Genomic DNA, 25,659 nt, shown 5'->3' on the forward strand with positions numbered 1-25,659 from the left:
AAAATAAACAGTTTAGAAATTATTGTGTTAGTTTTAATAGAACTTATTCAACCATTTCTTGACGCCACAAACCTTTAGTTGCATCCACAAGAACTAACCTTACATGAGGTGCTTTGCCCGCATCGTAAACCTCAATACTATCGGAAGTTAAAACGCACTTGTGAAGACTAACTTCTTGATCTGTAAGAATCTTATACTGAGTAACCAAATGAGTTGTCATCTTCTCAAAATCTTCTGCAACTTCATGAAAATTCAAAAAAAACGTGTTGATTCCCTCTTGTTCTAATGCTTCATGAATTTTAATAGGTTTAATTTTTAATTGCCTTGTACGCACGTATTCATTTTTACGATACAACTGATTTTTATCTGCAAATAACAAATAAGTCATAACTGCTTCAGGAAACAATTCTCGTAATGGCTCAAATAAATTTGAAACTAATTTAGGTTCTTCAATATCTAACGCACCAGTTTTTGCTTCTAACACAACTAAATGTCTTTGCCTATAAAACCTATAATCAAACAAACCATCTAATTCTTTAACTGCAGTATAACCATAATCATCCTCCCCTGTAGATCTTAAAATAACCATATTAGGATAACCTGCAATTTTTAAAATATGATCAGGAGTGTGCCTTACAATATACCCTTCACGATCTTGCGGATCAAACCTTGAATCAAATAACCCACCCATTTTTCCAGAAGACGAAAGTCTACGAAGAAAATATTTTGTAATCCTTCTTGCAATACGTTCAGAAAGTTCACCACGTAAATCTCTCACCCTATTTTCGAGAGGAGTTTCTAATTCATCACTTTCTCCACTTTCAATTAAAATTTGTTTATGTGTTTGTGCAAAATTCAACAAATCTTCAACAGTAAACAAATCAAAACTCAACCCATCGAGATTGTATTCAATAAGAACTCTATGAGGGAGATCTCTACCCCTGTTAATCCCATCATTTTGATTGTGCAATGCGTAACCAGTTTTAAACCCATGATTTCCCCGCGTAGAATATATTAATTTACCATTTCTTGGAGCCCACTGCACAGGTGATTGAATAACAAAAGGAGACGAATAACGATCTGATTCATTATGATTTTGCATGAAGAAAAAAAGGTGTTTTAAGTTTTAAAATGATTATTGTGATCCAATTTATATTGTGGAGTTTTGGTAAAATCACCAATAAACATCAATATCATCAGTTCTAAGATATGGCTCAATATTAGCATTTTCGGGAAGAGTAATTCCTCCAGCTTTGTGCATGAGAATTCCAAGCCACGCAATCATCAAACCATTATCAACATTAACTTCAACTGGAAGAGAATATGATTTTGCATCTCGTTCTTTACACATAATAGAACACATTTCTTGAAGCCTTAAACTAGACGCGACACCGCCTCCGAGAAGAAGCTCTTTTTTACCGCAATGCGCCATAGCACGCTCACTAACTTCAACTAACGCTGCAAAAGATACTTCTTGCATACTATACGCTAAATCTTCTTTAGAATAAATTTCGGACTTAAACTTTTGTTTTAAATTTGTGAGAAGCCCACCTAAACTAATGTCCATCCCTTTAACAACATAGGGCAATTCAATCAACGGTTTTGGATTTTTAGAATTTGGATTAATATCACTCTTTAAAGAAAGTTGATATAATTTAGGCCCTCCCGGAAAACCCAAACCAATATGTCTTGCAAAACTATCAAGAAAATTGCCAATTCCCATATCAAGTGTTTCACCAAATACTCTATACTTGCCACCTTCATAAGCAATAATTTGAGTATTCGCACCAGATGCGTACAAAAAGACTGGATCTTTTGCAGGACTCATCAACTTACCAATTTCAAGATGTGCAATACAATGATTAACTCCAATTAATGGAATATCATATTCGAGTGCAATTGCTCGTGCAACCATCGCACCAATTCTTAAACAATTACCAATACCCGGACTTTGCGAAAATGCAATAAGATCAATTTTAGATAAAGTCAAATTAGCTTTTTCTAAAGCTTGATCAAGAATTTTTTCAAAATTTAATAAATGATGTTCTGCTGCTTTTGCAGGAATAATTCCCCCTTCTTCTGTTGTGTAGAGAATTCTCTCATTAGCAAGCTTTTTACCCGAATCATCAATAATTCCAACTCCAAACGTGTGTGCTGTGCTTTCGATACCTAAACAAATCATAAAAAATGCCTCACAAAAAATAGTTTATTAATTTATGAATAACCGTCAATAAATAATATTTTATAAATGATGTTTCATAAAAATATCATACTTAACAAAGTAAATATTGAAAAAAAAGCGTTAAAATGCTTTAATCAATCAAATAAGGGCAAAATAAACTAATTTCCCCCTAAAACCACCAAAAACAATATATAGTATAAATAGTTTTTCCAAAAAAAATGGCATTTGAAAAAAAATCTCCAACAGAGGAAGAATTTTTAGTACAAATAAAAGCCAATAATCCAAATGCAAACTTCGAATTAATTCAAAAAGCATACCGCTTTGCAGAAAATGCGCACAAAGGACAAAAAAGAGAATCAGGCGAAGATTTTTTTATTCATCCCTTGCAAACTGCAACAATTCTAGTACAATTAAAAGCTGACACTGCAACTATTTGTGCAGCACTATTACATGATACAGTAGAAGACACCCCTAATTCAATCGACGTAGTTCGAAAAGAATTTGGAGAGGAAATTGCCGTACTTGTTGAAGGAGTTACCAAAACACAAGGCATTTGGTTTGATTCAAAAGAAGAATACAAAGCAGAAAATCTTCGTAAAATACTTCTTGCAACAACAAAAGACTTCAGAGTTATAGTTGTCAGACTTGCAGACAGACTCCACAATATGCGAACTCTTTCTTATTTTAGAGAAGATAAACAAAAAAGAATAGCAAAAGAAACAATGGAAATTTATGCACCCATCGCACACAAATTAGGAATTTGGAGAATTAAAGGAGAGTTAGAAGATTTATCATTAAGATATTTAGATTACAAAACATACAGCATTCTACGAGAAAAAATAGCTGAGAAAAGAGGAGAACGAGAAAAAGCAACAACTGATCTTACTCAACAAATAAAAGATGCACTAAAAAAAGAAGGAATCGATGCAGATGTAAAAGGACGTGCAAAATATTTCTACTCAATATATAAAAAGATGACAAAAAAGAATCGTCGCTTTGATGAAATATATGATTTAATAGCATTCAGAATAGTTACTTCTCGCGTCGAGGAATGCTATAAAGCAGTTGAAATAATAAATAAATTATTCACACCTCACCCAGAAAGATTTAAAGATTATGTAGCACACCCGAAAGCCAACGAATACCAATCAATACACATGACTGTAGGGTATAAGAAAAAATTACTCGAAGTTCAAATAAGAACTAATGATATGGACCACATCGCAGAAGAAGGAATTGCTGCACACTGGAGATACAAAGGAACAGAACGAGACAAGAAATTTGATAGAAAAATTGCCTGGTTAAAACAAATTCTTGATTGGAAACGAAAATCAAAAAACGCAATAGAATTCGTCGAGTCACTAAAAATAGATTTATTTGAAAATGAAATAATAGTTTTTACTCCACAAGGAGATCCGATTTCATTACCTGAATGTGCAACCCCTGTTGATTTCGCATATGCAGTCCATAGTAATTTAGGAAATCAATGCAGTAAAACAAAAGTCAATAATAAAATCGAATCACTAGATTACGAACTTCACAGCGGAGATGTTGTCGAAGTAATCACTCAAAAAAATGCTAAACCCTCTAGGTCGTGGCTTAATTTTGTAAAAACAACTAAAGCAAAAAGTAAAATTAGAATTTTCTTAGAAATCAAACCCGATAAAAAACTTGGAGATAAAAAACGAAAAGCAATAGCTCGCGGCGAACTTGAAGAAAAAATACCCGTACTTGAAAATATACTAATCCACGGAAAAGATTCTGGCAAAAATAATTTAATAAAATTGTCAGGATGTTGTGAAATAAAACATGGAGAAAAAATAGTTGGATTTTATACAAAAGAAAAAAAAATAAGCATCCACAAACAGGGATGTATCAATATTCACTCACTTGATTCAAATCGCGAAGTAAAATTAAGTTGGATAGTTCCAAAAGATTATAATATTAAAAAACTCAAAGTATTTGTTGATGATAGGCCAGGAGTTTTAGCAGATATTTTAAACTATTTGGGAACCAAACAAATCAAAGTTAAATCTGTTAATACAAGAGCTAAGAAAAAGAAAATACTACTAACATTCAAAATAGAACTTTCTGATGAGAATAAATTAAATAAAACGATTCAAGAAATAAGTGAAATCCGAGATGTTATTGAAACTAGAATTTAAGAATATACTTCAAAATATATCTTTTAGTAAAGTTTAAATAATAGCTTTTTATCATTAGGCACATGGAAGAAACAAAAAGCCAAGAAACCATAGAAAAATTCAAAATAAAGACCAAAAGCGTCCTAATAAGTAGATTGCCCCGTAAAGAAGGCGATGACTTCAAAACAGTGGTTTTAAAGCTTTATGACATCAATAACCCACATAAAACCGCAGAGTTTCCTACTAAAACACTAGAATTCGCTAATAATGAGAAAGTAAGAATTAGACGACTTAATGTTTCATACTATATGGAAGGCAATGATATTGTAATAAACGACTTAGAAGAAATATATATAGAAAAACGACCTAAAAAGCTTTTACTACGAGGATATCAAGTCGAAGTAGAAGAAAGAGACGAATAAAAAAAAGAAAAAAAATATGTTCTAATTTATTATTTTTTAAAAATAACAAACTAAATCTAATTATATTTTTCCAACTAACACAACCGAATCTCCCGAATCATAATCTAATTCTAAAACATCTTTAAAAAATGCAGATGCTTTTTTATGATGTTGAACTTGATCATACAAGCAACGACCATAAAGTCCCCTAATTACCATTCGATCATCAGGCAATTTTGGTGTTGGAACTGCCAGTGCAATATCGCGGATGGTTTCAGGAATGGCCCCTTCAGACAATGCAACATTTGGAAATAACTCTGACACCAGATTACTCGTTGCAGCATAAATAACTGGATTTTGAGTTCGCATAACTAAATAATCGAATCCCGATTCTGAAAGATCACTTATTGCGCGTTTGTTAACTTCGTAAAAATGTTTATGTTTTTGAATTTCTTTTTCTAACACAACACCTTTAAGATGTAAAATTTTTTGACCCTTATGCTCAATAAATTTATATGAACAAAAACCCTTAATTTTATCACCATACGAAATCAGATAAAGCGCATCACAATTAAATGCATTATCCCTTACTTCTTCAATAGGGATGTCAGTTCCAAACCCATCTCTTGCAATCCCTAACAGAATATCAGTTAATTCATCTTGATTAGCACCCCTAAAAACTTCTCCCGGAGCTCTTACTAAATCAACTCGAACATCGGAGAGACCCAAACGTTTACCTAAAGAATGATTTCTTGCAAAATCACTCGCCATTAATTCTTTTGTTACCCCTTCTGTAAATATTAAATCTCCAAATACCATTTTTTTATTCCTCCAATAAAATCTAATTATTAATTTTTATAATTTAATTTAGCGCCATAGCTAAACCTAGCTAAAACCTAATAATTCGTTGTGACAAATATTTTATGAAAAACACATTTGTCGTCGATAAAACTAACGTTAAAAACTAGTTTAATTACTAAAATCGCCAGCGTTTAACCTTGTTAAAGAAAAAGAAACAGATAAAACTAAGTGATTCAAAAACAAAACAATGAGACATAAGTGCAACTAACGAAAAGAAATTATTGCCCTTGCCAGGCACAACCACCCAATATAATTGATGATTTCATAGTATTAATTAAACGAGTTCATAGTTTATAAGTCTTTTGGATGAAAAATTATTCAAAATAAAGATTAAACCAAATAATTAGGTGAACTGCAAACATACAAAAAATATACAGAATTTAAAATACCAACTGAATTAAACATCATTCAAAATTAAATCCTTCTCGTTTTATGTCTTCCAAAATATAATGAATTTCAGTGTTAGCAATATTAAATACGTCAAGCGACTCAATAAAATAATCCAATTCGCGCACATTACGATGTACTGTTTCTGCGATAAAATCCCACCCATTGTTAATTTTAAATAAATTATTCACAGACTTATGAAGTAAAAGATGAGATCTTAATCTATTCCTAAAAATAGGATCACATTTTATGAAAATTTGTGCTTTAACATCAAAACCCAATTCAGAAAAATTAAGTAAAATTGTTGAATGAGAAATAATCTGATGTTTTAAAAACTTTAAAGAATCAAAAAGAGTAGAAATAGGAATATTTGTTTTTTTACTAATAACCGTAAGTTTTTGCCTAGAATCTACCCTTAGCTGAGTTAACAGCTTTATATTTTTTGAATCCAACATAATACCAACATAATAATCAAACCAGTATTAAAAAGCAGTTACCAAAAAAGTTAACTTTTTAAAATAAACCACCTTAACAAATTTATAATGTTAATTGATGCGATAAATAACAAAATTTTAGCAGAATTAGATCAGAACTCTCGCGCTCAATATTCTACAATTGCAAAAAAACTTAAATTAAGCAAACAATCAATAAAAAAACGTATCGACAAATTAATAGATGAAAAAATAATAACTCAATTTACGACAATTATAAATTCTGCAATCTATCCATTAAACCCTGCTCAAATATTTATTTCACTCCATAACACTTCAAAAGATGATAAAGAAAAAATCGTTTTGGAACTATTTAATAATTTCAAAATACCCCAATTAACTGTTTGTGATGGGACCTATGATCTTTTCTTCGGATTACGTGCAGAAAACATTAGAGAATTTGATTGCGAATTAAGAAAAATATGCACTAAATATTCTAGCCACATCAAAGACCGAAAAATTATCCAGTTAGTTGAAACCAAATTACTTCCAAGAACTTTTTTGACTGGAAAAAAAAGAGAAATAATTCCCTCAGATAAAGGATTTCACTCTAAAATAAATAAAACTCAACTTAGTCCATTAAAAGAAATGGATTATGCAATTCTAAATAAACTCGCAGAAAATCCTAAAATCAGTTATGTTTCGTTAGCAAATGAACTAAATATTACAACACAAACTGCAATGAATAAAGTTAAAAATTTAGAAAAATCAAACATCATCATAGGCTATTCTTACCTTTTAGATGCACATAAATTTGTTCATTATCAACTTTTACTTGCATTCACAACAATCACCAAAGAATTAGACCAAAAACTAAACAATTATTTTTTGATCAATCCCAACGTGATTTTTGTTAGTAAAACTTTAGGCGAATTTGATTACACAATCGCGTTTGAAACTAATAATTTTGAAGACTACAGAAAATTCAATGAAGAATTTAAAAAAGAATTTTCAACACACCTAAAAAGTTTTGTCCCACTTTTAGTTACTGACTTTGTAAAATTAAAATTTCTTTAAAAAAAATTACCTTAATTAAACTGCATGATCAGGTTTAAACTCTTCTTTTTTAATCTCATCAATTAAATAATGAATCTCTTGATTTTCTAAACCAAATCTTTGAGATATGTTTTCTAAAAAAAAATCTAAATCTTTTACATTAGGGTGTATTGTTTCAATCATAAAATCCCACCCATTATTTATTTTATAAAACGAATTAACCGAGTTATTACAACTCAAGTGATTTCGTAAAGACTCTTTTGACTCCCCTGACGTTTTTAAAAAAACCATTGCCCGAGTATGATATCCTAATTCAGAAAAATTAAGTAACACAGTATTTTTATGAATAATATTTTTTTGAAGAATTTTTATCGAATCAAATAGAGTCGAAACTGGAACTCCCGTTGTCTTACTAATCTTAGTTAGTTTTTCCCTAGAATTATCTCTTAGACAAGATATTAGTTTTATTAGTTTTTCATTCATAAACAAATCAACTCACAATCCGGAAAAATTTTGGCGAAAACACCTATTCCCATCAACCTAATAACACTTAAGTAAAACTAACTTTTAATAATTCGGATTTTTGATTGTAATAAAAAAAGTAGATCCAAAAAATTTGTGCTCAATACCGGAAGAAATACAACAAAACTGCAAGTATTATGAACACTCAACAATTATCGTAAAAACTACGGGAAAAAATCAAGTTAGAAAACTTACTTTTTCTTAGAAATTGCAGACTTTTTTTGAGATTTAAGTTTAGACCTATTTTGAGATTTAAGTTTAGACTTAGTTTTCCTTTTGTTGTTTAATTCAGTAACCTTTCTAATACCTCGTTTTGTTTGACGAGTAACATGATTAAATGATTTTTTGTGCAAATCATAATACCAATGCTTAGCTGCCTTGTAACCTTCCCTGCCACAAAGATAAACCCCAAAAAATAACAACACCCAAGTTAAAATATAAATATAAAAATTAATTTTGATAAATAAACTTGCAGAAGCAGGATGCAGAATATATAAAAAAGTACCAGGTTTTGTAATAAACCCTACAATGAAGCTTATAATAATAAGAAGAAACCCTACCAAAAATCTGATTGAATGATCTTTTATATCCATTATTACACAAAATAACTAAAAACGCGTTAACTTATTTTAATCTTTTGATTATCTTTTGAAAAATACCCATTAATGCAAATGATTCTCTACGACTTAAAAAACTACGAGTGAAAATCTTTTTCCACAACTTTTTTTGAGTTTGAACTCGTTCAGGTCTTGTAAAATGTAACCTCCCCATAATTTGATTTAACATCAAATTTAATTGTTTGATTTCAATTTTAGAAATTGGCGCAATATTTGAGACTTGAGAACTGTTAGAATTAAGATTTTTATGAAACTCATATAACAAAATAGACACTGCATGTGAAATGTTTAATGTAGAATAACTAGGAGCAGCAGGAATTGATACTGTAAAATCACATTTTTGAATTTCCTCATTTATGAGTCCACTACTTTCCCTGCCAATAACCAAACCAATTTTTGTTTCTGATAAATTTAATTTAGATAATCTTATTGAAAGTTGTTCAGGAGTTATGGGAGACCTAGGAATATTATATGAAGTTCCAATTTTGGCAGTTGTTGCAATCAAATAATCAAAATTAGAAAGAACCCTATTTGTCCTAACCTTTGCTTTAACAATCACTTCTTGCGCATTTTTAGCACGATTTCTCGCAGTTTGCGACAAATGATCACACTTAGGATTAATCAATATAAGATTTGAAAAACCAAAATTTTTCATAACCCTTGCAATCGCACCCACATTACCTGCAGTTTCTGGTTCAATTAAAATAACTGAAATCATAAACTAAGAGAAAAAGAATAAAATATTTAAAATGAACTTAAAAGACTTCAAAAAAAATATTTACGCAGCATATGAATGATGCCCCTCCAGTGGAAGTTCACGTTGCGCTAATACATACCCTTTCACAGTTCGACTTCCAACTTCTTTTCCAGGAATCGTTTGCTTAAATGTAAGATCGACTCCTACAATTGAATGTTCGTCCATTAACAACTTAAGTGCTTCAGAATACTGCGGCGCATGAACTCTTCTACACTCACCGCCAATAACCATTCTTGATGCAACTCGATTTAATAACGTATCCTCAGCAATTCCTTGTTCAGATTCGTTTAATGCCGCAACAATATAAGTTTGTAACGTAGGAATTTGATTTCTTGCATATACTATATTACCCACACCGATTGGTTTTCCAGAATCAATAGGTCTTGCAATTAAAACCTCATCTTCAACCATTCTTGCTAAATGTGATTCAAGATCAACTCCTGCAACTATTTGTGACAATGCTAAAAAAGAATCAGGTCTAGCTTCAAAAAAAGTAAGCAATGCATCATATAATCCCGAACTTCCTGATATTAATTTTTGATTCATTTAAACTACCCCCAAAAAATAATTTAATAATTATACTGATTCAAAATATACTCCCGTTTATAAGAATTTCTAGCTTGAAATATTCGCGAAAAATTAGTATAAAAAAGAAGTTATATAAATCGCCCAAAATAAATATTATTATCACTTTAACTAATTCTCCTCGATGATTCTTTGAATTGCATAGTGCACACTAATCGCATTTTTATTTTTTAAAAACAACTAATTAAATTTGAATATAATTTTTGAAATGTGAAAAAATATTTAGAAAAACTAATTACAAGGGATACTGCATTCTTTTTATACAATATCAAAAATAAACTAGAAATAAAGTTGAGTTTTATTTTTTTATTAAATTTAACACATAGCATGCACACAAATAATAAATCAATAACATATTTAAATACTTTTTGTTACTATAATAACATTAAGTTTTTATATTAGTTTGTAATTAATATGATAATGTCAAACAAAATTACCTCAATTCAAATTGGATTAATACTCACAATTGTAAATTGCAATAAACTGAAGCGTAAGTAAATAGAAACACATAGGCAAACAATTATTTCTAATTTTATTTTTTATTAAAAAACTGGTTAAAACACACAATAAACCACAATAAAAAATCTAAAAAATTGAGACTAAAATCTAAAAAAATATAGGAAAAAAATAATGCGAGGGCACACATATGAATGTTTACAAATTTGGAGGCACCAGTCAAAAAGATCGTCAATCATTACAACAATGTATAAAAATTATCAGAGATGGGTCTGTGAACGATATAGTCATCGTCTCAGCACCCGCAGGAGTTACAGATTTATTAATTCAAGGATTTGATGAACAAACCAGCACAGGAGAATTTACTCGAGAAACGTTTGAAAAAATTCAATCTAGATTTTTTGAAGTTCATCCAGAACAAGAAAAACGAGCAATAATTGAATCTGGAATGAATGAATTAGAGCTTAGAATATCCCAGGGAATGCAAGATGGTTTTGGAACAGAACAATTAAAAGATTTACACTATGCAAGAATTGCTTCATTTGGCGAATTTTTAGAACCCAGATTATTTTCAGAAAATTTAAAAATGGAAGGAATTAGAAGTCGCGTTGGAAGAATTGAACAAACAATGAGAGTTCATGGGCCACCAAGAAATGCAAAATATGATCGATGTTCCGACCCAAGAATACTTGAAGAAGTTAGTGGATTTGATGGAGTCACAGTATTTAGTGGGTTTTATGGCTTTGATTCTGATGGAAACATATTAGTGTTTAGCCGAGGCGGATCAGATTTTACCCAAACACTAGTTTCAAGAGCAGTAAATGCGGACGCTTGCTTTAATTGTACAGATGTTAATGGAGTATTCCCCATAAATCCAAACCTACTTACTCCAAATGCTGCTGAAAAATTAAGAACCATACCCGAATTACAATATGAACAAGCACAAGAATTATCAAAACAAGGTGCTAAAGTTTTACATCCTAAATGTATCGAACCATTAAAAGAAAAAGGAATTCCACTTTATGTAATAAACACATTTGATCCCCTTGGTCCAAACACAGTTATTGGTCCTGAAAGTCGAGCATACATCGGAGTTAATGCAGTCACAGGACGAAAACAAGCATTCACCAAAATAAGTTTAACTACTGGATGCATGGATGGCGCAACAGGATACTTGCAAAATTTTGCAAATTCATTTGAAGGAGTAGATGTAGAAACAATAAGTACATCTGCCATCGAATTAAGCGCAGGATTTTCAGATCCAACTGCAGATACGGATTTAATACTTGAAAGATTAGCACAATATGGAACTGCAAAAAAACAAAATGGACAATCCATGATTGCAATAGTTGGAAAAGGAATTGGCAGAAGTCCTGCAATAATTGGTAAGTTTTTTTCCACTTTAGGAGTTTTGGACATTCCAGTTGATCAAATAACCAAATCAAATGATTATTGTCTTTGGGTTTCAATACCACAACACCATTATGAACGTGCAATGGTTGGAATCTACAATGCAATGCTTACTCGACAATAAATTAAGTCGCAGAAGAATCGGCAAACTATGCGCAAGAAAAAAAAGGAATGAATAGCCTGGAAAAAAAAAGAAAAGAAGAGACTAAAAAAAAATGGAATGTGATTATAAATGAATTCAGAAAAACTAATCGAAGCTGCTCAAAAATTTAAAACTCCACTTTATGTTTATGATGGAAATTTAATTAAAACAAGATATAGAGAATTAAATCATTCATTGAATTGTGCAACTGATGTTAAAACTAAATTATTTTATGCAATGAAAGCAAATTATAATCCGTCAATATTAAAATTATTGCTAAATGAAGGTGCAGGAATTGATGCAGTAAGTCCTGCAGAAGTAATGCTCGCTTTAGAAGTAGGATTTTTCCCAAACCAAATACTTTTCACAGCAAATAAAATAACTGATGAAGAAATGAGACTTGTCAAGTCAACAGGAGTTTTATTTAATATTGGCTCAATTTCTCGATTAAAAAAATATTGTAAAGAATTCCCAAAAAGCTCAGTATGCATTCGATTTAATCCCATGATTGTTGCAGGAGAAACTGAAAAAGTTAGAACTGGAGGAGAAAATAGCAAATTTGGAATTTTTATTTCACAACTAGATCAAGTATTAGAAATTACCCGCTCAGCAGATGTAAAAATTGTTGGAGTTCACGAACACACAGGGTCAGGAATTCCCGAAATGGTACAAATGAAAGCAGGCATGCAAAATCTACTTGACATAGTTACTCCAAAAAATTTTCCAGACCTAATATTCGTAGATTTTGGAGGAGGATTTAAAGTACCATACACCCCCGGAGAAGAAAAAATTAATTATGATTTATTTGGAAAAGATGCAACACAAATTTTTCTTAATCGAACAAAGGATTTTTACACACAATTTAATCGACGCATTGAAATGTGGTTTGAACCAGGAAAATATCTTGTTGCAGAATCAGGAAATTTACTCGTTGAAGTTACTGCAATCAAACATAACCCCCATAAAACATTTGCAGGAACAAATTCAGGCTTCCCTCAGCTCATAAGACCTATGTTTTATCAAGCATACCACCACATAATAAACTTAACAGCAAACCAAGATAATCAACGTAGAAATAACTGTGACGAAATCTCAAAACAAATACACCAATATGATATTGTTGGAAATATTTGCGAGAGTGGTGATTGTTTTGGCGTGAATCGTGAAATGGAAGAAATACATGAAGGAGACATACTATCAATTCAAACTGCCGGAGCTTATTGTTATTCAATGGGTAGCGTTTACAATTTAAGAGTAATGCCTGCCGAAGTCATGTTTTTAAATAATTCAATTACACTCATTCGTAAAAGACTAACTGAACAAGAGCTAGTCGCACAAATAATTGGAGAATGTAGTACAGATACTGAATAAGAAATTAGAAAAAAATTAAAAAGAAAAAAAAAATTAAACAGCAACATTTAACAACCATTGAATAAATGGCCAAATTAAATTAACTGCAAGTAAAATAAGAGTTATTAGCGCAACTCGTTTCCAAATCTTATTGCCTTTTGTTTTACCTTTTGCACGATGAGTTAATACTTGAAGCATTCTTCCACCATCAACAGGCCCTAAAGGAAGTAAGTTTGCCAAACCAATACCTAAACTTAAAATTGCCGTAACAACTAACAATTCAAGAATTGCTTTTACAATCCAACTTAAAATTTTGAAACTTAAGAGTTCACTTTTTAATTCAGTCTTCGGCGCAGATGATACCATAACACCTAAAAATGCACTTCTTTCATCATCAGGATTTGGACCCACTTCAAATGAAAACTTCTTATTATCTGCCTTAACTTGAACATCATCTCCCGGACGCAAATACTTGAGCTCACTTGAAAAATCTTCAAATGTTCTTACTTCAACCCCATTTACTTGAGTGATAACCATATCTTTTTGTATGCCTGCATCTGCAGCACTCATATTAGGAAACGTATCAACAACTTGAACTCCAAGAGGATTTACCATTGCATCTGCTAAAGGATTAAATGCGAAAGATAACAAAGCCAAACATGCTATTGCCAACAATACATTAGAAAAAGGACCTGCTGCATAAACACTATATTGAGTAGTATCTGATGATGCACGTAATTGTTTTTCGTCAGGCTCAACAAATGCACCCATTAAAGGTCCTAAGAAAAAAATACCACTTGACTTAACTTTGATTTTATGAGTTCTTGCAATAACTCCGTGAGAAAATTCGTGAACGACAACTACCAAAAATAACGCAATCCATCCAGAAAATAATGGAATCGTAACAGGTGACCCTGGAACTGCCACCCCTGGTATTACTAAAGATACTGCGCTTGCAGCACTTGGCATCATCACAATGTCAACAAGATTTTTAACAAGAAGATAGAACATACCTATTACTCCTGCAAAACCTACACCAATACCAATAAAACCTAGTACTCGGAAATATTCTCTGTATTTAGAACTCCACGAGTCCATAAGTTTTAAGCCGATCTTAGTTTTATAAAGTGCAATTATCTTACTTTGAATAATAAAATGTTTTCTGTTTAGATAAACAAGCAAAACAATCGCAACATAGAAACTAAGAACAAACCATCCAGAATCAACAAAACTCATTTTGGGTTACCTCTTTTTTAATTTAAAATGTTAACTCAAACAAATAAATATCATCCAAATTAAATTTAAAATGAATTTAATTCAAATATTTGAATTTGAAAAAAATAATACGCGAAAACGGATGTGTACAAATTAATGCGCAACAATGATTGCCCACATAATTTCAAAAAACTATTAAAAAATATTTAAAAAATTCAAAAATAAACAAAACATAAAAGTTTGATTTTACGTTCAGATTTTATGTTTATTTCTTACGCTTAGGTCTTAAGGCTTTACCCTTGCAATGTCTACAAGAAATTTTACCTTGAATAACTTTTAAACCTGGCGCTCTAATTTTATGTTTACAACGCTTACACACGAAAATGTTTTTAAAAAATCGTGCATTTGCTTCTTCAAATTTTGCCATTTTTAACGTCCCTTCATATTAATTTTATAAATTTAAATAAAATTGAATTAAAAAAAGTGTTTTTTTAATTCTCAATTATAATTTTTAATTATTAAACAATTATTATCCTTTAACTTGTTTCATAACCATCTGATCAAGTACAACCCAGAAAAGAACAGTACATCCTTCAACAACGTCATCTTTTAGTTCATCAGGAATCAATAAATCAAATGTTTCAAAGGTTTCAGAGTCCATAATATTTGCCTTATCACCTGCGATAGATAGGACCTGCGCATTTCGTTTATCAATAATAGGTGCATCAACATGATCGTGTCCAGGCATTACAACAATTCTCTTTTTTCCATCTAAAAGACCCATTGCAGTGATTCTTGCTTTTGCGTGACCGTGTTTTCCAGGACGACTAACTGATACGTCTGTAACTTTACTTGCCACACCATCAACAATCATATAACTACCTCGTTGAATACTGGATACTTCAATCTTTTTTGTTTCACCTTTCATATAAACACCTTTAATCTACGTTTTAACTTGAAAAAATCTCCAAGTAATATATAAAAGTTACCTAATCATAAATAATCTATTATAAATGAAAATTACAATAAATGGGCGATGAATAGGTAATTTAAATAAAAATTATATTTAAAAAATTCATCAATAAAAATATATTAAAAATAAAAATTTATTTAGCTGCTAATTTGATATCTCCAGCTTTAACAGTTTTACGCCCTGCATGAACTGCTAACTTAACTGCATTTTCAGCAATCTCTTCTGCAATATCTTCAATAACATTCTTTAACGCTTCTTTAGCTTTGTCAGAAACACGTTCTGCGCCACATTGCTTAAGAATTTTTTCCATAGCTGCTAAAGGCAATAATCTTTTACTTTGACTAGCACTCATATTTTACACCTTCAATAGTTAATCTTTTGAAGAAAACAAACTTCTTTTATAAAGGTTTTGATTTAAACCGCAAAAAAAGGCTTTAAGAAACTAAAAACGACTCAGAATTCCCCTAAACGATCAACTAAGGCAAATCATAAGCCAGTTAATACTAAAACAATTTATTTGATGAGTTTAAACCAATTTCAACTCTTACCTAAACACAGATGATTCATTCTGCATTTCGAAAATGCATTTAGTAGTTTGAAAAGTTATTTTTCCCGACCAAACAAACCAATAGAACTAGTCTTAAAATAATTATCATTAATTTTATCCTAAATATTATCCATTTAGTTTAATTCTATAAAGAAAAATATATGGGAGGAATAAGCGATGTAGTCTTAATTGAGAATTTTTAATGGGCTCGTACTACACCCGTAAGGATAAATGCAATTGACCCTCCATTTTGCATTGCCTTCTTATTCACCATATGTCTTTTGCGTTTAGTTTCGCAAAGATCAAAAACCTCTTTTGATTGTTTTTTGTTTTTGACCACACTACAATGTATAACACCTCGAGTATTTAAAATTTTAATTTGAAAACTGCGCTTAAACAGATAAAAAATTAGAATTTATGCGGAAAATTTGTCGTATTTTTTTAGTAATTACGCTTTTAACTCAACATTTAATTACCTTTAGCGGCGCTCTAGAGCCCAACAATTCAGTTATTTTCCCTTTTTCAATATCAGATACAGATTCTAAATGAAATGATGCAATTTCTTTACCATTCCAATTAGAAATTTTAAGAATTGCTGCTTTTTGATTTTTTAATTGAGAATTGGAATAATTCGTTAAGAATTCGCCAACTAAACTCATAAACTCTTCAGATTCAGATTTGATTAAAGTCATATTTCGATCATCACTCACAATTTCACAATTCCCAAAATAAAAAGAAATTTGGTTAGAATAAATTTCAGACTTTTTCTCAAACCCATTAAAACGTTTTAACTGATAAAAATTATGATTTAAAAAATTTTTAAAAGATTTAATTAAACTTGATTTTAAGTAAAATGTTACCCCCAACCAAAAACCACCACAACATTTAGAAACTTCTCGCGGGCGTAAATATTTAATGTCTTTCAAATTAATTTTTAGAAACTCATTTTGTCCTTTAGATAAATAACTCGTCAATTTACTCATAAGCTTTAAATTTTTAGAAGGGTTAACTAATTCAAATTTGATTTGAGGAGATTTTAGATTAAATTTTTTTTGGAATTCTAAAATGAAATGCACAAAATCAATGCCTCCGAGTTCTATTAGTTTGTTATCTGAACCCACAAAAGAATACACAATAGTTGATTTAATTTCAAATTTATTTTTAAAAAAATTAATTTTATTTAACATTTTTTAATTTAATGAATTTTTAATTGATTCGACTAGTCCCGACAAAAAACTTTGTTGAGGCTTTGGTGATTTTGGCTGTACTTTTCTTTTTTTTGCCTCAATTTTATTTTTTTCTTCTACAAAAAGATGTTTTTTATAACCAACCCCTTTAAGACGGCGTTCCATTTCTTCTTGATTTTCAAAAACTTTTTCTAAACGCTTAAACTTACGATCATGATAAAGTGTTTTAGATCCAGAACGCACAAATTTTCTTTGCTTATGCAAAACTTCATGATACATCACATAATCAAGCAAAACAGGATCTTCATTTAACAACATTTTACTAATCGATACTGTATCTGCCTTGTAATCATATGTCCCAAAAACTCTAGTCGCATTTGTCCAAACAAGATTTGGTCGTTCTACTAACCCCAAAAAATAACGCTCATTAATCCGATTAAAAGATCGTTCCAGAATGGGATGCGATCTATGTTTTGGAATTGCAAGATGAAGATTTTTAACAAAATTATGATACAAATCAATATTTAACGTCGTAAATTTACCTTTAATTTTCCACAACCTTAACATTAACTCTTGAATAAAACCCATTTGAATTTCTTCAGAAATCGAAAACCATTTCCTATTAAGTTTAACAGTCAGTTTATTATGATCCAATAAAATGTGCCCACCATAATCTTTAATCCGACCAGAATAAATCACGCTTGGTTTGTAATTAAACGCACGATCAGGATATAATTCAAGAAATGACTTTTCTATTAAGTAATCTTTTTTTGAAAACATTAAAGAATAAGAAAAAAGAATTGAGTTAAATAAGTTTTGAATTAATATAAAGGTCAGCTAAATTAAATAGAATCTAAATTGAGATGCGAATTAACAAGCCCAACAATAAATTACAATAAATCTAATGAAGTATCAAACTCAGTTAAAATTTCATCAGTAGTATCTTTATCAATAAATGCTGCTTTAACCCCATTCTTAACCAGTTTTTTTAGATCTCCTTTTCTAAATCCAAGATGATTTACCAATAAATACATTTCTTTAGTAATATTGGTGTTGCTAACTAAACGATTATCAGTATTAATACAAACTCGTAACCCGCGCATCATCATTTGACGAATCGGGTGTGCTTGAATTGACGGTATTGTTTTTGTATGAACATTACTTGAGATACAAACTTCGAATGGAAGTCTACTCGTATTTGCTTCCCTCACCAATAGAGTACTACCCAACACATGAGTTCCATGACCAATACGTTTTGCCCTTAAGTAAACTAATGATTCAGAAATACTTTTAGCACCATATGCTTCACCAGCATGAATTGTGACCGGAACATGATGCTTAAAAACAGGCATACAAACTTTTTCTAATTCTTTTGGCCTATGACCATATTCTGCTCCCGCAATATCAAATCCAACAACCCCCTGACCATAATAATTAATTGCAATTCTAACTGCTTCTTCAGTTGCAGATTTATCTGTTCTAATTCCACAAACAATTAAACCAACATGAATTCGCTTTTTTAATTTTTCTTTACAATATTTTTTTCCTGCATCCAATCCTTCAAGAACTGCTTCAATAATTTGAGGAAGTTTAAGTTTTGGAGTAACATAGTTTGTCGGCGCAAATCGTACTTCAAGAAGACGCACATTTTCAGAAACACAATCAACAACAAGTTCGAATGCAACTCGTTTTAATGTACGCTCACTTTTCATCACACTTTCAGTTAAATGAAACGCTTTAAGATATTCTTCAAGATCCAGGGCATTTTCTTTTATTACCAATTTTTTAAGTGTTTCAATATTATAAGAAGGAAGTTTAATTTTTTGACGTTTAGCTTCATCAATCAAAGTTGTAATTCTCATGCTACCACCAAGATGAACATGAATGTCAGTTTTTGGAATTTTTTTAATCCAAGCAATAGTTGGAAATTCTAAGTCTGACTTTTTTTTATACTTATTTAATGGTTGGATGTATTTGAAGCTGTTCATAACAACAGTTTTTGGCGTTGTCTTTTATAAGTCTTTCGGTTTTTGATTACTGTTGAGTGGTTAAAGTGAGACGATCTTGTTTTGTAGTTGCATCATTTGAATGAGTCCACACATATTTACGAAGAGTTGATTAACTTTTTTCTAAACATTCGAAACAATCAAACATCCAAACTAATTAAACATCTAAACCACTTAAACATTCAAAACAATTAAACTCCTAAACAGATCAGACATACAAAATATATTCAATACATAAGATAAATTTATAAGGAAATATTGTGAATGAAATAATATGAAAGAAATAGAAGTAAAAATACTAGATATTGACAAAGAAAAAATTGTTACAAAGTTATTAGATCTTGGAGCAAAAAAAGTTTTCGAAGGAGATATGAACATCGAATTCTTCGACTATCCCGATAAACGATTAAAAAATGAGAATAAAATTTTACGTTTGCGTACAAAAGGAGATCAGGCAGAATTGACATTTAAACACGCATTGAGTCGAGAAGGAGTGAAAATTGCAGAAGAAATAGAAACTCACACAGATGATTTTGAGACTACGCGAGAAATAATAGAACAAATAGGATTAAAATTATTAATCCAAACACAAAAACACAGAGAATCATATTTACTACAAATTTCTGAAAAAGAAAAAATACAATTTGAATTTGATACGCACAAGGGAATCCCAACATTTCTTGAAATTGAAGCAAGCAGCGTTGAACTTGTTGAAACATATGTGAACAAATTAGGATTTAATATGCAAGATACAACTACCATGAACGGCAAACAAGTAATGGAGAAATATGGCCAAAAATTATCAAAATTATTTTAGAAAAAAAAATATCAATAAAAAAATAATTTAAAAAAATCTAAAAAGAGGGTTTAATAAAATGGCTGAAGAAGAAATGCTAATTGTTGTGGATGAGCAAGACAATATTATCAGACATGCGACAAGACATGAATGTCATGAAAAAAAATTATTACACAGAATAATTGAAGTGCTCGTTTTCAAAGATAATACATACAAAGAAGTCTTAATTCAAAAAAGAAGCAGCACTAAAAAAGTAGAACATAATATGTTCGCACTCACAGAAGGCCATGTTGGCAAAGGAGAAACTTATTCATTAGCTGCAAGACGCGAAGTAGCAGAAGAATTATTTTGCGAAAAAGAATTACCTTCCGACGTTGAAATTGAAGAATTATTTAAAATTTCAAAACTTGAAGGAGATCCGACATTCATGCAAGTTTTTAGAATTATTCATCCAGGACCATTTAACATAGACCTCGTCGAAGTTGGAGAAGTATTTTTTCAAGACATAAATAAAGTTATTAAAAACATAACTGAAAGCCCTGATGAATACACCCACTCATGCAGATATGTTTTAGAAGAATATCAAAACAAATTTATGAATTAATCTTTTTATTTTTATCTCATTTACAAAAATTTCAAACAGAACTAACTTAAAAATTAATTAAAACTAACACCTAATTAAGATATTAACTCTGAACAGGATAACGCAATATTGCTGCAAATTTACCCATATCTTTTAATTGAACACCCTCGCGAGTGTCAGTAGAAATTATTTGAACATCAGACCCAAGATTAATTGCGATTTCTTCTAACTCTTCAATTTCTTCATCTTCACAAGAATCAGATACTAGAACAGTTTCTACCGCACCCATCTCCAATACTTTTTTGACTTGAGCTTTACCGTACGCGACCATATTTTGATCTTTTGCCAGATGCCCAAAAAACACACCCATTAATTTCTTTTCATCAGCAATTCCTTCTTCTGCAAGAAGATCTTGAGCTTTATCAACAAGTTCGTTTAAGCCAAATTCACCAGTATACGATAAATCTTTAGAACCAATAATTTTTTTTTTGACATCTCCCGTAATATAATCTTTATTTAAAAAATTATTAACAGTAGTTCCTGGACCACCAATGATTATTCCTTTAAGTTTTTCAAGATGAAGAAAATTTTCTTTCATGTAATCCGCAATTTTTTTGAAATGATCTTTAACTGCACCCTCCCTTAAACGTTGAAAACGAGGAGCGGATTGACCTCCAGCACGCATTTTACCTGGAACTTCACTATGTGTTTTTTTCAATGGAATAATTGCTTTACCCTTAAGAAGTGCAAGCATACCATCCCTTTGATCTAAAACAACAAGACCATAAATCTCATCCGTATCAATCATTTCTTGTAATGGTTCAACAATAAATTCCTTATCACACCTATAAGTCCTAAAATTAAGGGGGACTGGAGGTTCAAGTGACCAAACTTTAATATCATCTTGACCTTCCCTTTCAGAAACATTTCCCGAAAAAATTGCAAGACCATTCGGAGGAGTTTTTGGAATTAATTTTAGATGTTGAATCATACGTTCCAATGCACCAATAACATTTTCCCTAGTATTTTTTGACTTAATATTAGAAGCAGTTCCTTGCTCTTGTGAAAGATGATTTGAAATTGCATTAATATCATAACCCGCAGGAACATAAACAGTAACAAGCTCAGTATGCCTACCACGATAACTCGCAATTTGTTTAACAAATTTTTTAAGTTTAAATTTATCTTTTTCTGTAATAGCCATATTTAAACCAAAAAAAAGGAATGGGTATTTAAAGTTAATTGTTGGTATTAAACTATAAAATACAGAAGATTCAAGTTAAACAGGGTTGAGACTGGTTCAAACGGGAATTCTTACGAGTCGGAAGATTTAAATATGTCTTGGAAATTCACTTAAAAACCATAGAACATATGGGGCTATAGTGTAACTTGGTTATCACTCGTGGTTTGGGGCCATGCGATCGGGGTTCAAATCCTCGTAGCCCCATATTAATTCATTAAATAAGGTTTATTTAACAATATTTAATAAACACAACAAAAATAAACCAAAATCATAATAAACTAAATAAAAGGTAAATAAAAATGGCAAGTAGAACAAAAAGACGAGAAATACAAGCTATGAAGAAAACAGTAATTAAGATAAAAAGACCTAAAACTTTCAAAACAGAAGAAGCGGCAAATACCTGGGCAAAGGCTCAAGGAATCGGAAAATACACATTACAAAATATTAAAAGTCCTGAAGCTGCAACAAAAAAGATTAGAGTCATAGCAGAATAAACAAAAACATTCATAAAATTATAAATAGCTTAAAAGTGAAAAGATTTTTAAAGAGACAACAATACCTCTAAATCAATCGAAAATCAATAATAGAGCTTAAAATAGCCCTGTTAAATCATAAAAAGTTAAAATAAACTATTAAGAGCTAAAAAATGGCTAAAACAAGACTTAGAACTACGACAAAAAGATATGGACCTAGATATGGGGCTCGAAATAAAATTAAAGCTGCTAGAATCGAAGAAGAAAGCAGAAGAAAACATAAATGTCCTTACTGTAATTATATTCAAGTTAGAAGAATAAGCAAAGGAATTTGGTTTTGCTCAAAATGTAAAGTTAAATTCGTAGGAAAAGCTTATACTATTCCTAAAGAAAAGAAAAAAGAGATAACACCAGAGATTTATGATCTGGTAAGTGAAGACATGTATAACAAAGAAGAAGCAGAAGAACAAGAAGCGTAAAAATAGCTTCATACATCAAAAATGGTAGAATATAAATGTTTCAATTGTAACAAAAAAGTCAGCATGGACTACTTACGAAAAAAAGTAAGATGCCCATATTGCGGATCTAAAGTTCTATACAAACAAAGACTTGTTTCAACAAAAGTAAAAGCAAGATAGATGATGACATACAAATCAACTATTACCGTAGAGATCACAGAAAACGAACAAAAAGAAAAATTACTCAAGTTATTCGCTCCGGAAGAAAAACAATTTGAAAGATCGGAATTTGTTGTAAAAACTGTTGAAGAAGGAATATTGTTTGAAGTGAAATCTAAAGATCCTACTGCTTTGAGAGCCACACTCAATACCATTACTCAATGCTTAACGATTCAATATAAAATTCAAAAAAATAATACGAGAGATTAAAATGAGTGACGTACCAGCTGAAACACAAGAAAAAATTAATAAATTGCAAATAATGGAACAATCCATGCAAAACTATTTAGGACAAAAACAACAATTCCAATCACAACTTCTAGAAATTGAATCTGCATTAAGCGAACTTGAAAAAACTAACCAAGCTTACAAAATAGTTGGCAATATAATGGTTGTTGCAGAAAAAAGTAAATTAACAGAAGAACTAACAACAAAAAAAGAAACAACTGAATTAAGAATAAAAACTCTTGAAAAACAAGAAGCAAAATTAAGAGAAAAAACAAGCGAAATACAAAAAGAAGTTATGAAAGAAATGAAATAATTGTTCTTTAACTCACATTAACTTAATCAAATTTTAAAATTAAAAAAATTATTAACAAGGTCATCTATTATGCAACAAAATGGACCAAAAAATACAAAGCATAACTCAAGCCTTAAAAGACTTGACTGAAGATACCACTGTTCCTAAAAACATTCGAAATAGAGTTCTAAATATTATACAAATATTACAAGATGATTCTGACTTGAACATAAAAATTAACAGAGCATTACAAGAATTAGATGAGATTAGCGAAGACACAAACATTCAACAATATACTCGAACACAAGTTTGGAATATTGCAAGTATGCTTGAAATGTTAAATTAACAAAAATTACTTAGATTTAGAAACATTCTTTTTTTCTGATTTTTTATCAATTAACTCTTTTGTTGATAATTTCTTCTTAACTTTAATAATAGAAGTTCTAGTTAAAACAGAGTTAGGAATAAAAATAACATCTCCTTCTTCAGTCTCAAGTTTAGTTTCGACTAATGAAATATGTGAAACTTTCCCCTTCATACCCTTTACTTTAATTATCTCATCAGGTTTAATTAGTTGTTTACTTTGAATAACTACTCCTGCGATCGCATTAGGAATAAAATCTTTCACACCTAAAAATGTTGAAAGAATTATAATCAAAATAATTGCTCCTGCAATCATATTTAGAATAGTTGTTGCTAAACCAATCTGTTGGAGAACAATTACTACCGTAACAAAATATACAAAATATGTCGTGAATGCTTCAGCAAGTTCTTCTGCTTCAACCCTCATGCCACCAAGCTTATTTAGTAATCTGTTAAGTTCAAATGAATGAAGAAATTTATAAACTAATTTTCCAAGAAATCTCCCAAAAACAAACCCTATTAATAAAATAATAATCGCAACAACAAACTTACCTAAAAACCCCAGAATGTTATTTTGAATATAATCGTAAAGTTTATTGAAGATATCTAATGAAATGTCCATTAGTCAAATCAACAGATATATATTTATAAAAGTATTGATTTTGTGGTCAGATATGCCAGATTATAATGATAGAATAAAAGAATTTGAAGATGAATTACGTAAAACGAAGTACAATAAACGAACTCAACACTCCATTGGTCTGTTAAAAGCTAAAATCGCTGTTCTCAAAGATAAAGAAGTATCTAGAGGAAAAAAAGGAAAAAAAGGCGAAGGATATTCTGTTAAAAAAAGTGGAGATGGAACTGTAATTATGGTTGGATTTCCAAGTGCAGGTAAAAGTAGTTTACTTAATGCAATTACCAACGCGAATAGCCCCGTAGGTGCATATGAGTTCACCACGCTCGATGTTGTTCCAGGACTAATGGAACATAAAGATGCAAAAATACAAATCTTAGATGTCCCTGGAATCGTAAGAGGTGCTGCAAGTGGAAGAGGTCGAGGTCGCGAAGTTCTTTCAGTAATACGAAACGCAGAACTTGTTTTAATAATTGTTGATGTTACAAGACCTGAAGCATATCCAGTTATCCAGAAAGAAATTTATGATTCCCACGTAAGACTCAATCAATCAAAACCAGATATTAGAATAAGAAAAAAAATGAAAAATGGAATTAGAATTGGTAAAACTGTTCGTCTTCCAGATTTAAATGATGATACAATTAAACTCATATGTAAAGAGTTCAGAATAAGTAATGCAGAAATTTTAATTCGAACACCAATAAATGCAGATCAATTAATAGATATGATTGAAGGCAATAAAAAATATCTCCCTTCAGTAGTTGTATTAAACAAAATTGATTTAGTTGATAAAAAAAGACTCGAAGAAATTAAAAAAGAAATTAAACCAGATATTTGCATAAGTGTGCAAGACGGATTTGATACTGAAGAAATAAAAGAAATAATATTTCAAAAAATGAATTTAATTAGAGTCTATTGTAAAGAAACTGGGAAAAAGGCAGACTTAGATATCCCACTCATAATACGTGCAAACTCCACAATTGAAACTATGTGTAGAAAATTACACAAAGACTTCGTAAGTAAGTTTCGATTTGCAAAAGTCTGGGGGCCAAGTTCAAAATTTGGCGGCCAAATATTAAGACTAAAACACAAACTTAAAGACACAGATATTGTTGAAATACATCTGAGGTAAATATTT

At 30.6% G+C, this 25,659-nt stretch carries 31 protein-coding genes and 1 tRNA gene; 15 read left to right on the forward strand and 17 right to left on the reverse strand.

The window, feature by feature from the left end; translation table 11 throughout:
- Window positions 1–43 precede the first annotated feature (43 nt).
- Both HN587_04955 and tsaD read right to left on the reverse strand, forming a co-directional pair.
- On the reverse strand, window positions 44–1,102 hold the full coding sequence (locus HN587_04955; protein MBT7903185.1) for a hypothetical protein: 1,059 nt from the start codon (window positions 1,100–1,102) through the stop codon (window positions 44–46).
- A 72-nt stretch (window positions 1,103–1,174) separates the two neighbouring features.
- A complete protein-coding gene (tsaD, locus tag HN587_04960) occupies window positions 1,175–2,182 on the reverse strand; it encodes a tRNA (adenosine(37)-N6)-threonylcarbamoyltransferase complex transferase subunit TsaD (protein MBT7903186.1) in 1,008 nt (335 codons plus the stop codon).
- A 218-nt stretch (window positions 2,183–2,400) separates the two neighbouring features.
- Here tsaD and HN587_04965 point away from each other — a divergent pair, with 218 nt between their 5' ends.
- Together HN587_04965 and HN587_04970 are read left to right on the forward strand one after the other, a co-directional pair.
- Entirely contained in the window at window positions 2,401–4,347 is a 1,947-nt protein-coding gene (locus HN587_04965; protein MBT7903187.1) for a bifunctional (p)ppGpp synthetase/guanosine-3',5'-bis(diphosphate) 3'-pyrophosphohydrolase, read from the forward strand.
- 62 nt (window positions 4,348–4,409) lie between these two features.
- Window positions 4,410–4,748 (forward strand): hypothetical protein, encoded by a 339-nt coding sequence (locus HN587_04970; GenBank protein ID MBT7903188.1) that lies wholly within the window; start codon window positions 4,410–4,412, stop codon window positions 4,746–4,748.
- Between the two features lie 60 nt (window positions 4,749–4,808).
- Here HN587_04970 and HN587_04975 read toward each other — a convergent pair whose 3' ends face one another.
- Entirely contained in the window at window positions 4,809–5,546 is a 738-nt protein-coding gene (locus tag HN587_04975) for a hypothetical protein (GenBank protein ID MBT7903189.1), read from the reverse strand.
- Window positions 5,547–5,992: 446 nt separating this feature from the next.
- Window positions 5,993–6,427, reverse strand: a complete 435-nt coding sequence (locus HN587_04980) for an Lrp/AsnC family transcriptional regulator (GenBank protein MBT7903190.1) — start codon at window positions 6,425–6,427, stop codon at window positions 5,993–5,995.
- A gap of 90 nt (window positions 6,428–6,517) precedes the next feature.
- On the opposite strand from HN587_04980, the gene HN587_04985 reads away from it, so the two are divergent.
- Window positions 6,518–7,483, forward strand: a complete 966-nt coding sequence (locus HN587_04985) for an Lrp/AsnC family transcriptional regulator (GenBank protein ID MBT7903191.1) — start codon at window positions 6,518–6,520, stop codon at window positions 7,481–7,483.
- A 15-nt stretch (window positions 7,484–7,498) separates the two neighbouring features.
- On the opposite strand, the gene HN587_04990 is transcribed toward HN587_04985, so the two are convergent.
- The 4 genes from HN587_04990 to HN587_05005 all read right to left on the reverse strand — a co-directional run bounded on the left by HN587_04990 (window position 7,499) and on the right by HN587_05005 (window position 9,904).
- Window positions 7,499–7,945 carry an Lrp/AsnC family transcriptional regulator gene (locus HN587_04990; GenBank protein MBT7903192.1) on the reverse strand — a complete coding sequence of 149 codons (447 nt, stop codon included), beginning with the start codon at window positions 7,943–7,945 and terminating at the stop codon, window positions 7,499–7,501.
- Between the two features lie 230 nt (window positions 7,946–8,175).
- Window positions 8,176–8,406, reverse strand: coding sequence for a hypothetical protein (locus HN587_04995; GenBank protein ID MBT7903193.1), 231 nt, complete (start codon window positions 8,404–8,406; stop codon window positions 8,176–8,178).
- A gap of 202 nt (window positions 8,407–8,608) precedes the next feature.
- Window positions 8,609–9,319, reverse strand: a complete 711-nt coding sequence (locus HN587_05000) for an RNA methyltransferase (protein ID MBT7903194.1) — start codon at window positions 9,317–9,319, stop codon at window positions 8,609–8,611.
- Window positions 9,320–9,379: 60 nt separating this feature from the next.
- Window positions 9,380–9,904 (reverse strand): hypothetical protein, encoded by a 525-nt coding sequence (locus HN587_05005; protein MBT7903195.1) that lies wholly within the window; start codon window positions 9,902–9,904, stop codon window positions 9,380–9,382.
- A 685-nt stretch (window positions 9,905–10,589) separates the two neighbouring features.
- Here HN587_05005 and HN587_05010 point away from each other — a divergent pair.
- Both HN587_05010 and lysA read left to right on the forward strand, forming a co-directional pair.
- On the forward strand, window positions 10,590–11,933 hold the full coding sequence (locus HN587_05010; GenBank protein ID MBT7903196.1) for an aspartate kinase: 1,344 nt from the start codon (window positions 10,590–10,592) through the stop codon (window positions 11,931–11,933).
- A 108-nt stretch (window positions 11,934–12,041) separates the two neighbouring features.
- Window positions 12,042–13,322 carry a diaminopimelate decarboxylase gene (lysA, locus tag HN587_05015; GenBank protein MBT7903197.1) on the forward strand — a complete coding sequence of 427 codons (1,281 nt, stop codon included), beginning with the start codon at window positions 12,042–12,044 and terminating at the stop codon, window positions 13,320–13,322.
- A gap of 33 nt (window positions 13,323–13,355) precedes the next feature.
- On the opposite strand, the gene HN587_05020 is transcribed toward lysA, so the two are convergent.
- The 7 genes from HN587_05020 to add all read right to left on the reverse strand — a co-directional run bounded on the left by HN587_05020 (window position 13,356) and on the right by add (window position 19,211).
- A complete protein-coding gene (locus tag HN587_05020) occupies window positions 13,356–14,537 on the reverse strand; it encodes a site-2 protease family protein (GenBank protein MBT7903198.1) in 1,182 nt (393 codons plus the stop codon).
- A gap of 244 nt (window positions 14,538–14,781) precedes the next feature.
- Complete coding sequence (rpl40e, locus tag HN587_05025) at window positions 14,782–14,943, reverse strand: 50S ribosomal protein L40e (protein ID MBT7903199.1); 162 nt, start codon at window positions 14,941–14,943, stop codon at window positions 14,782–14,784.
- Window positions 14,944–15,045: 102 nt separating this feature from the next.
- Window positions 15,046–15,444, reverse strand: coding sequence for a translation initiation factor IF-5A (locus tag HN587_05030; protein MBT7903200.1), 399 nt, complete (start codon window positions 15,442–15,444; stop codon window positions 15,046–15,048).
- Between the two features lie 178 nt (window positions 15,445–15,622).
- Window positions 15,623–15,841: a histone family protein gene (locus tag HN587_05035; protein ID MBT7903201.1), complete on the reverse strand. Its 219-nt coding sequence runs from the start codon at window positions 15,839–15,841 to the stop codon at window positions 15,623–15,625.
- A gap of 656 nt (window positions 15,842–16,497) precedes the next feature.
- Window positions 16,498–17,223, reverse strand: coding sequence for a hypothetical protein (locus HN587_05040; protein ID MBT7903202.1), 726 nt, complete (start codon window positions 17,221–17,223; stop codon window positions 16,498–16,500).
- A gap of 3 nt (window positions 17,224–17,226) precedes the next feature.
- Window positions 17,227–18,003: a hypothetical protein gene (locus HN587_05045; protein MBT7903203.1), complete on the reverse strand. Its 777-nt coding sequence runs from the start codon at window positions 18,001–18,003 to the stop codon at window positions 17,227–17,229.
- 110 nt (window positions 18,004–18,113) lie between these two features.
- Window positions 18,114–19,211: an adenosine deaminase gene (gene add / locus HN587_05050; GenBank protein ID MBT7903204.1), complete on the reverse strand. Its 1,098-nt coding sequence runs from the start codon at window positions 19,209–19,211 to the stop codon at window positions 18,114–18,116.
- A gap of 292 nt (window positions 19,212–19,503) precedes the next feature.
- Here add and cyaB point away from each other — a divergent pair, with 292 nt between their 5' ends.
- Both cyaB and HN587_05060 read left to right on the forward strand, forming a co-directional pair.
- Complete coding sequence (gene cyaB, locus HN587_05055; protein MBT7903205.1) at window positions 19,504–20,046, forward strand: class IV adenylate cyclase; 543 nt, start codon at window positions 19,504–19,506, stop codon at window positions 20,044–20,046.
- Window positions 20,047–20,104: 58 nt separating this feature from the next.
- The gene (locus HN587_05060; protein MBT7903206.1) at window positions 20,105–20,629 is read left to right on the forward strand and encodes an NUDIX domain-containing protein; all 525 of its coding nucleotides are present in this window, start codon (window positions 20,105–20,107) and stop codon (window positions 20,627–20,629) included.
- A gap of 82 nt (window positions 20,630–20,711) precedes the next feature.
- Here HN587_05060 and HN587_05065 read toward each other — a convergent pair whose 3' ends face one another.
- The gene (locus HN587_05065; GenBank protein MBT7903207.1) at window positions 20,712–21,812 is read right to left on the reverse strand and encodes a peptide chain release factor aRF-1; all 1,101 of its coding nucleotides are present in this window, start codon (window positions 21,810–21,812) and stop codon (window positions 20,712–20,714) included.
- 169 nt (window positions 21,813–21,981) lie between these two features.
- Between HN587_05065 and HN587_05070 the strand changes: the two genes are divergently transcribed.
- The 7 genes from HN587_05070 to HN587_05100 all read left to right on the forward strand — a co-directional run bounded on the left by HN587_05070 (window position 21,982) and on the right by HN587_05100 (window position 23,867).
- Window positions 21,982–22,055: transfer RNA gene (locus tag HN587_05070), tRNA-Pro, on the forward strand.
- Between the two features lie 95 nt (window positions 22,056–22,150).
- Window positions 22,151–22,345 (forward strand): hypothetical protein, encoded by a 195-nt coding sequence (locus tag HN587_05075; GenBank protein MBT7903208.1) that lies wholly within the window; start codon window positions 22,151–22,153, stop codon window positions 22,343–22,345.
- A gap of 152 nt (window positions 22,346–22,497) precedes the next feature.
- Window positions 22,498–22,803 (forward strand): 50S ribosomal protein L37ae, encoded by a 306-nt coding sequence (gene rpl37ae, locus HN587_05080; GenBank protein MBT7903209.1) that lies wholly within the window; start codon window positions 22,498–22,500, stop codon window positions 22,801–22,803.
- 21 nt (window positions 22,804–22,824) lie between these two features.
- Window positions 22,825–22,962: a DNA-directed RNA polymerase subunit P gene (locus HN587_05085; protein ID MBT7903210.1), complete on the forward strand. Its 138-nt coding sequence runs from the start codon at window positions 22,825–22,827 to the stop codon at window positions 22,960–22,962.
- Window positions 22,963–22,965: 3 nt separating this feature from the next.
- The gene (locus HN587_05090; protein ID MBT7903211.1) at window positions 22,966–23,211 is read left to right on the forward strand and encodes a hypothetical protein; all 246 of its coding nucleotides are present in this window, start codon (window positions 22,966–22,968) and stop codon (window positions 23,209–23,211) included.
- Window position 23,212: 1 nt separating this feature from the next.
- Entirely contained in the window at window positions 23,213–23,542 is a 330-nt protein-coding gene (locus HN587_05095; protein ID MBT7903212.1) for a prefoldin subunit beta, read from the forward strand.
- Window positions 23,543–23,621: 79 nt separating this feature from the next.
- A complete protein-coding gene (locus HN587_05100) occupies window positions 23,622–23,867 on the forward strand; it encodes a hypothetical protein (protein MBT7903213.1) in 246 nt (81 codons plus the stop codon).
- A gap of 6 nt (window positions 23,868–23,873) precedes the next feature.
- On the opposite strand, the gene HN587_05105 is transcribed toward HN587_05100, so the two are convergent.
- Window positions 23,874–24,506, reverse strand: coding sequence for a mechanosensitive ion channel family protein (locus HN587_05105; protein MBT7903214.1), 633 nt, complete (start codon window positions 24,504–24,506; stop codon window positions 23,874–23,876).
- A 52-nt stretch (window positions 24,507–24,558) separates the two neighbouring features.
- Between HN587_05105 and HN587_05110 the strand changes: the two genes are divergently transcribed.
- The gene (locus HN587_05110) at window positions 24,559–25,653 is read left to right on the forward strand and encodes a GTP-binding protein (GenBank protein ID MBT7903215.1); all 1,095 of its coding nucleotides are present in this window, start codon (window positions 24,559–24,561) and stop codon (window positions 25,651–25,653) included.
- Window positions 25,654–25,659: the final 6 nt, after the last annotated feature.

The organism is Candidatus Woesearchaeota archaeon, assembly GCA_018675335.1.
GTDB lineage: Archaea > Nanobdellota > Nanobdellia > Woesearchaeales > UBA11576 > JABJCP01.

Coding starts and splice junctions, on each gene's coding strand:
- HN587_04955 (MBT7903185.1), bottom strand. CDS start 1,102: ATGCAAAATCATAATGAATCAGATCGTTATTCGTCTCCTTTTGTTATT.
- tsaD (MBT7903186.1), bottom strand. CDS start 2,182: ATGATTTGTTTAGGTATCGAAAGCACAGCACACACGTTTGGAGTTGGA.
- HN587_04965 (MBT7903187.1), top strand. CDS start 2,401: ATGGCATTTGAAAAAAAATCTCCAACAGAGGAAGAATTTTTAGTACAA.
- HN587_04970 (MBT7903188.1), top strand. CDS start 4,410: ATGGAAGAAACAAAAAGCCAAGAAACCATAGAAAAATTCAAAATAAAG.
- HN587_04975 (MBT7903189.1), bottom strand. CDS start 5,546: ATGGTATTTGGAGATTTAATATTTACAGAAGGGGTAACAAAAGAATTA.
- HN587_04985 (MBT7903191.1), top strand. CDS start 6,518: ATGTTAATTGATGCGATAAATAACAAAATTTTAGCAGAATTAGATCAG.
- HN587_04990 (MBT7903192.1), bottom strand. CDS start 7,945: ATGAATGAAAAACTAATAAAACTAATATCTTGTCTAAGAGATAATTCT.
- HN587_05000 (MBT7903194.1), bottom strand. CDS start 9,319: ATGATTTCAGTTATTTTAATTGAACCAGAAACTGCAGGTAATGTGGGT.
- HN587_05005 (MBT7903195.1), bottom strand. CDS start 9,904: ATGAATCAAAAATTAATATCAGGAAGTTCGGGATTATATGATGCATTG.
- HN587_05010 (MBT7903196.1), top strand. CDS start 10,590: ATGAATGTTTACAAATTTGGAGGCACCAGTCAAAAAGATCGTCAATCA.
- lysA (MBT7903197.1), top strand. CDS start 12,042: ATGAATTCAGAAAAACTAATCGAAGCTGCTCAAAAATTTAAAACTCCA.
- HN587_05020 (MBT7903198.1), bottom strand. CDS start 14,537: ATGAGTTTTGTTGATTCTGGATGGTTTGTTCTTAGTTTCTATGTTGCG.
- rpl40e (MBT7903199.1), bottom strand. CDS start 14,943: ATGGCAAAATTTGAAGAAGCAAATGCACGATTTTTTAAAAACATTTTC.
- HN587_05030 (MBT7903200.1), bottom strand. CDS start 15,444: ATGAAAGGTGAAACAAAAAAGATTGAAGTATCCAGTATTCAACGAGGT.
- HN587_05035 (MBT7903201.1), bottom strand. CDS start 15,841: ATGAGTGCTAGTCAAAGTAAAAGATTATTGCCTTTAGCAGCTATGGAA.
- HN587_05040 (MBT7903202.1), bottom strand. CDS start 17,223: ATGTTAAATAAAATTAATTTTTTTAAAAATAAATTTGAAATTAAATCA.
- HN587_05045 (MBT7903203.1), bottom strand. CDS start 18,003: ATGTTTTCAAAAAAAGATTACTTAATAGAAAAGTCATTTCTTGAATTA.
- add (MBT7903204.1), bottom strand. CDS start 19,211: ATGAACAGCTTCAAATACATCCAACCATTAAATAAGTATAAAAAAAAG.
- cyaB (MBT7903205.1), top strand. CDS start 19,504: ATGAAAGAAATAGAAGTAAAAATACTAGATATTGACAAAGAAAAAATT.
- HN587_05060 (MBT7903206.1), top strand. CDS start 20,105: ATGGCTGAAGAAGAAATGCTAATTGTTGTGGATGAGCAAGACAATATT.
- HN587_05065 (MBT7903207.1), bottom strand. CDS start 21,812: ATGGCTATTACAGAAAAAGATAAATTTAAACTTAAAAAATTTGTTAAA.
- HN587_05075 (MBT7903208.1), top strand. CDS start 22,151: ATGGCAAGTAGAACAAAAAGACGAGAAATACAAGCTATGAAGAAAACA.
- rpl37ae (MBT7903209.1), top strand. CDS start 22,498: ATGGCTAAAACAAGACTTAGAACTACGACAAAAAGATATGGACCTAGA.
- HN587_05085 (MBT7903210.1), top strand. CDS start 22,825: ATGGTAGAATATAAATGTTTCAATTGTAACAAAAAAGTCAGCATGGAC.
- HN587_05090 (MBT7903211.1), top strand. CDS start 22,966: ATGACATACAAATCAACTATTACCGTAGAGATCACAGAAAACGAACAA.
- HN587_05095 (MBT7903212.1), top strand. CDS start 23,213: ATGAGTGACGTACCAGCTGAAACACAAGAAAAAATTAATAAATTGCAA.
- HN587_05100 (MBT7903213.1), top strand. CDS start 23,622: ATGGACCAAAAAATACAAAGCATAACTCAAGCCTTAAAAGACTTGACT.
- HN587_05105 (MBT7903214.1), bottom strand. CDS start 24,506: ATGGACATTTCATTAGATATCTTCAATAAACTTTACGATTATATTCAA.
- HN587_05110 (MBT7903215.1), top strand. CDS start 24,559: ATGCCAGATTATAATGATAGAATAAAAGAATTTGAAGATGAATTACGT.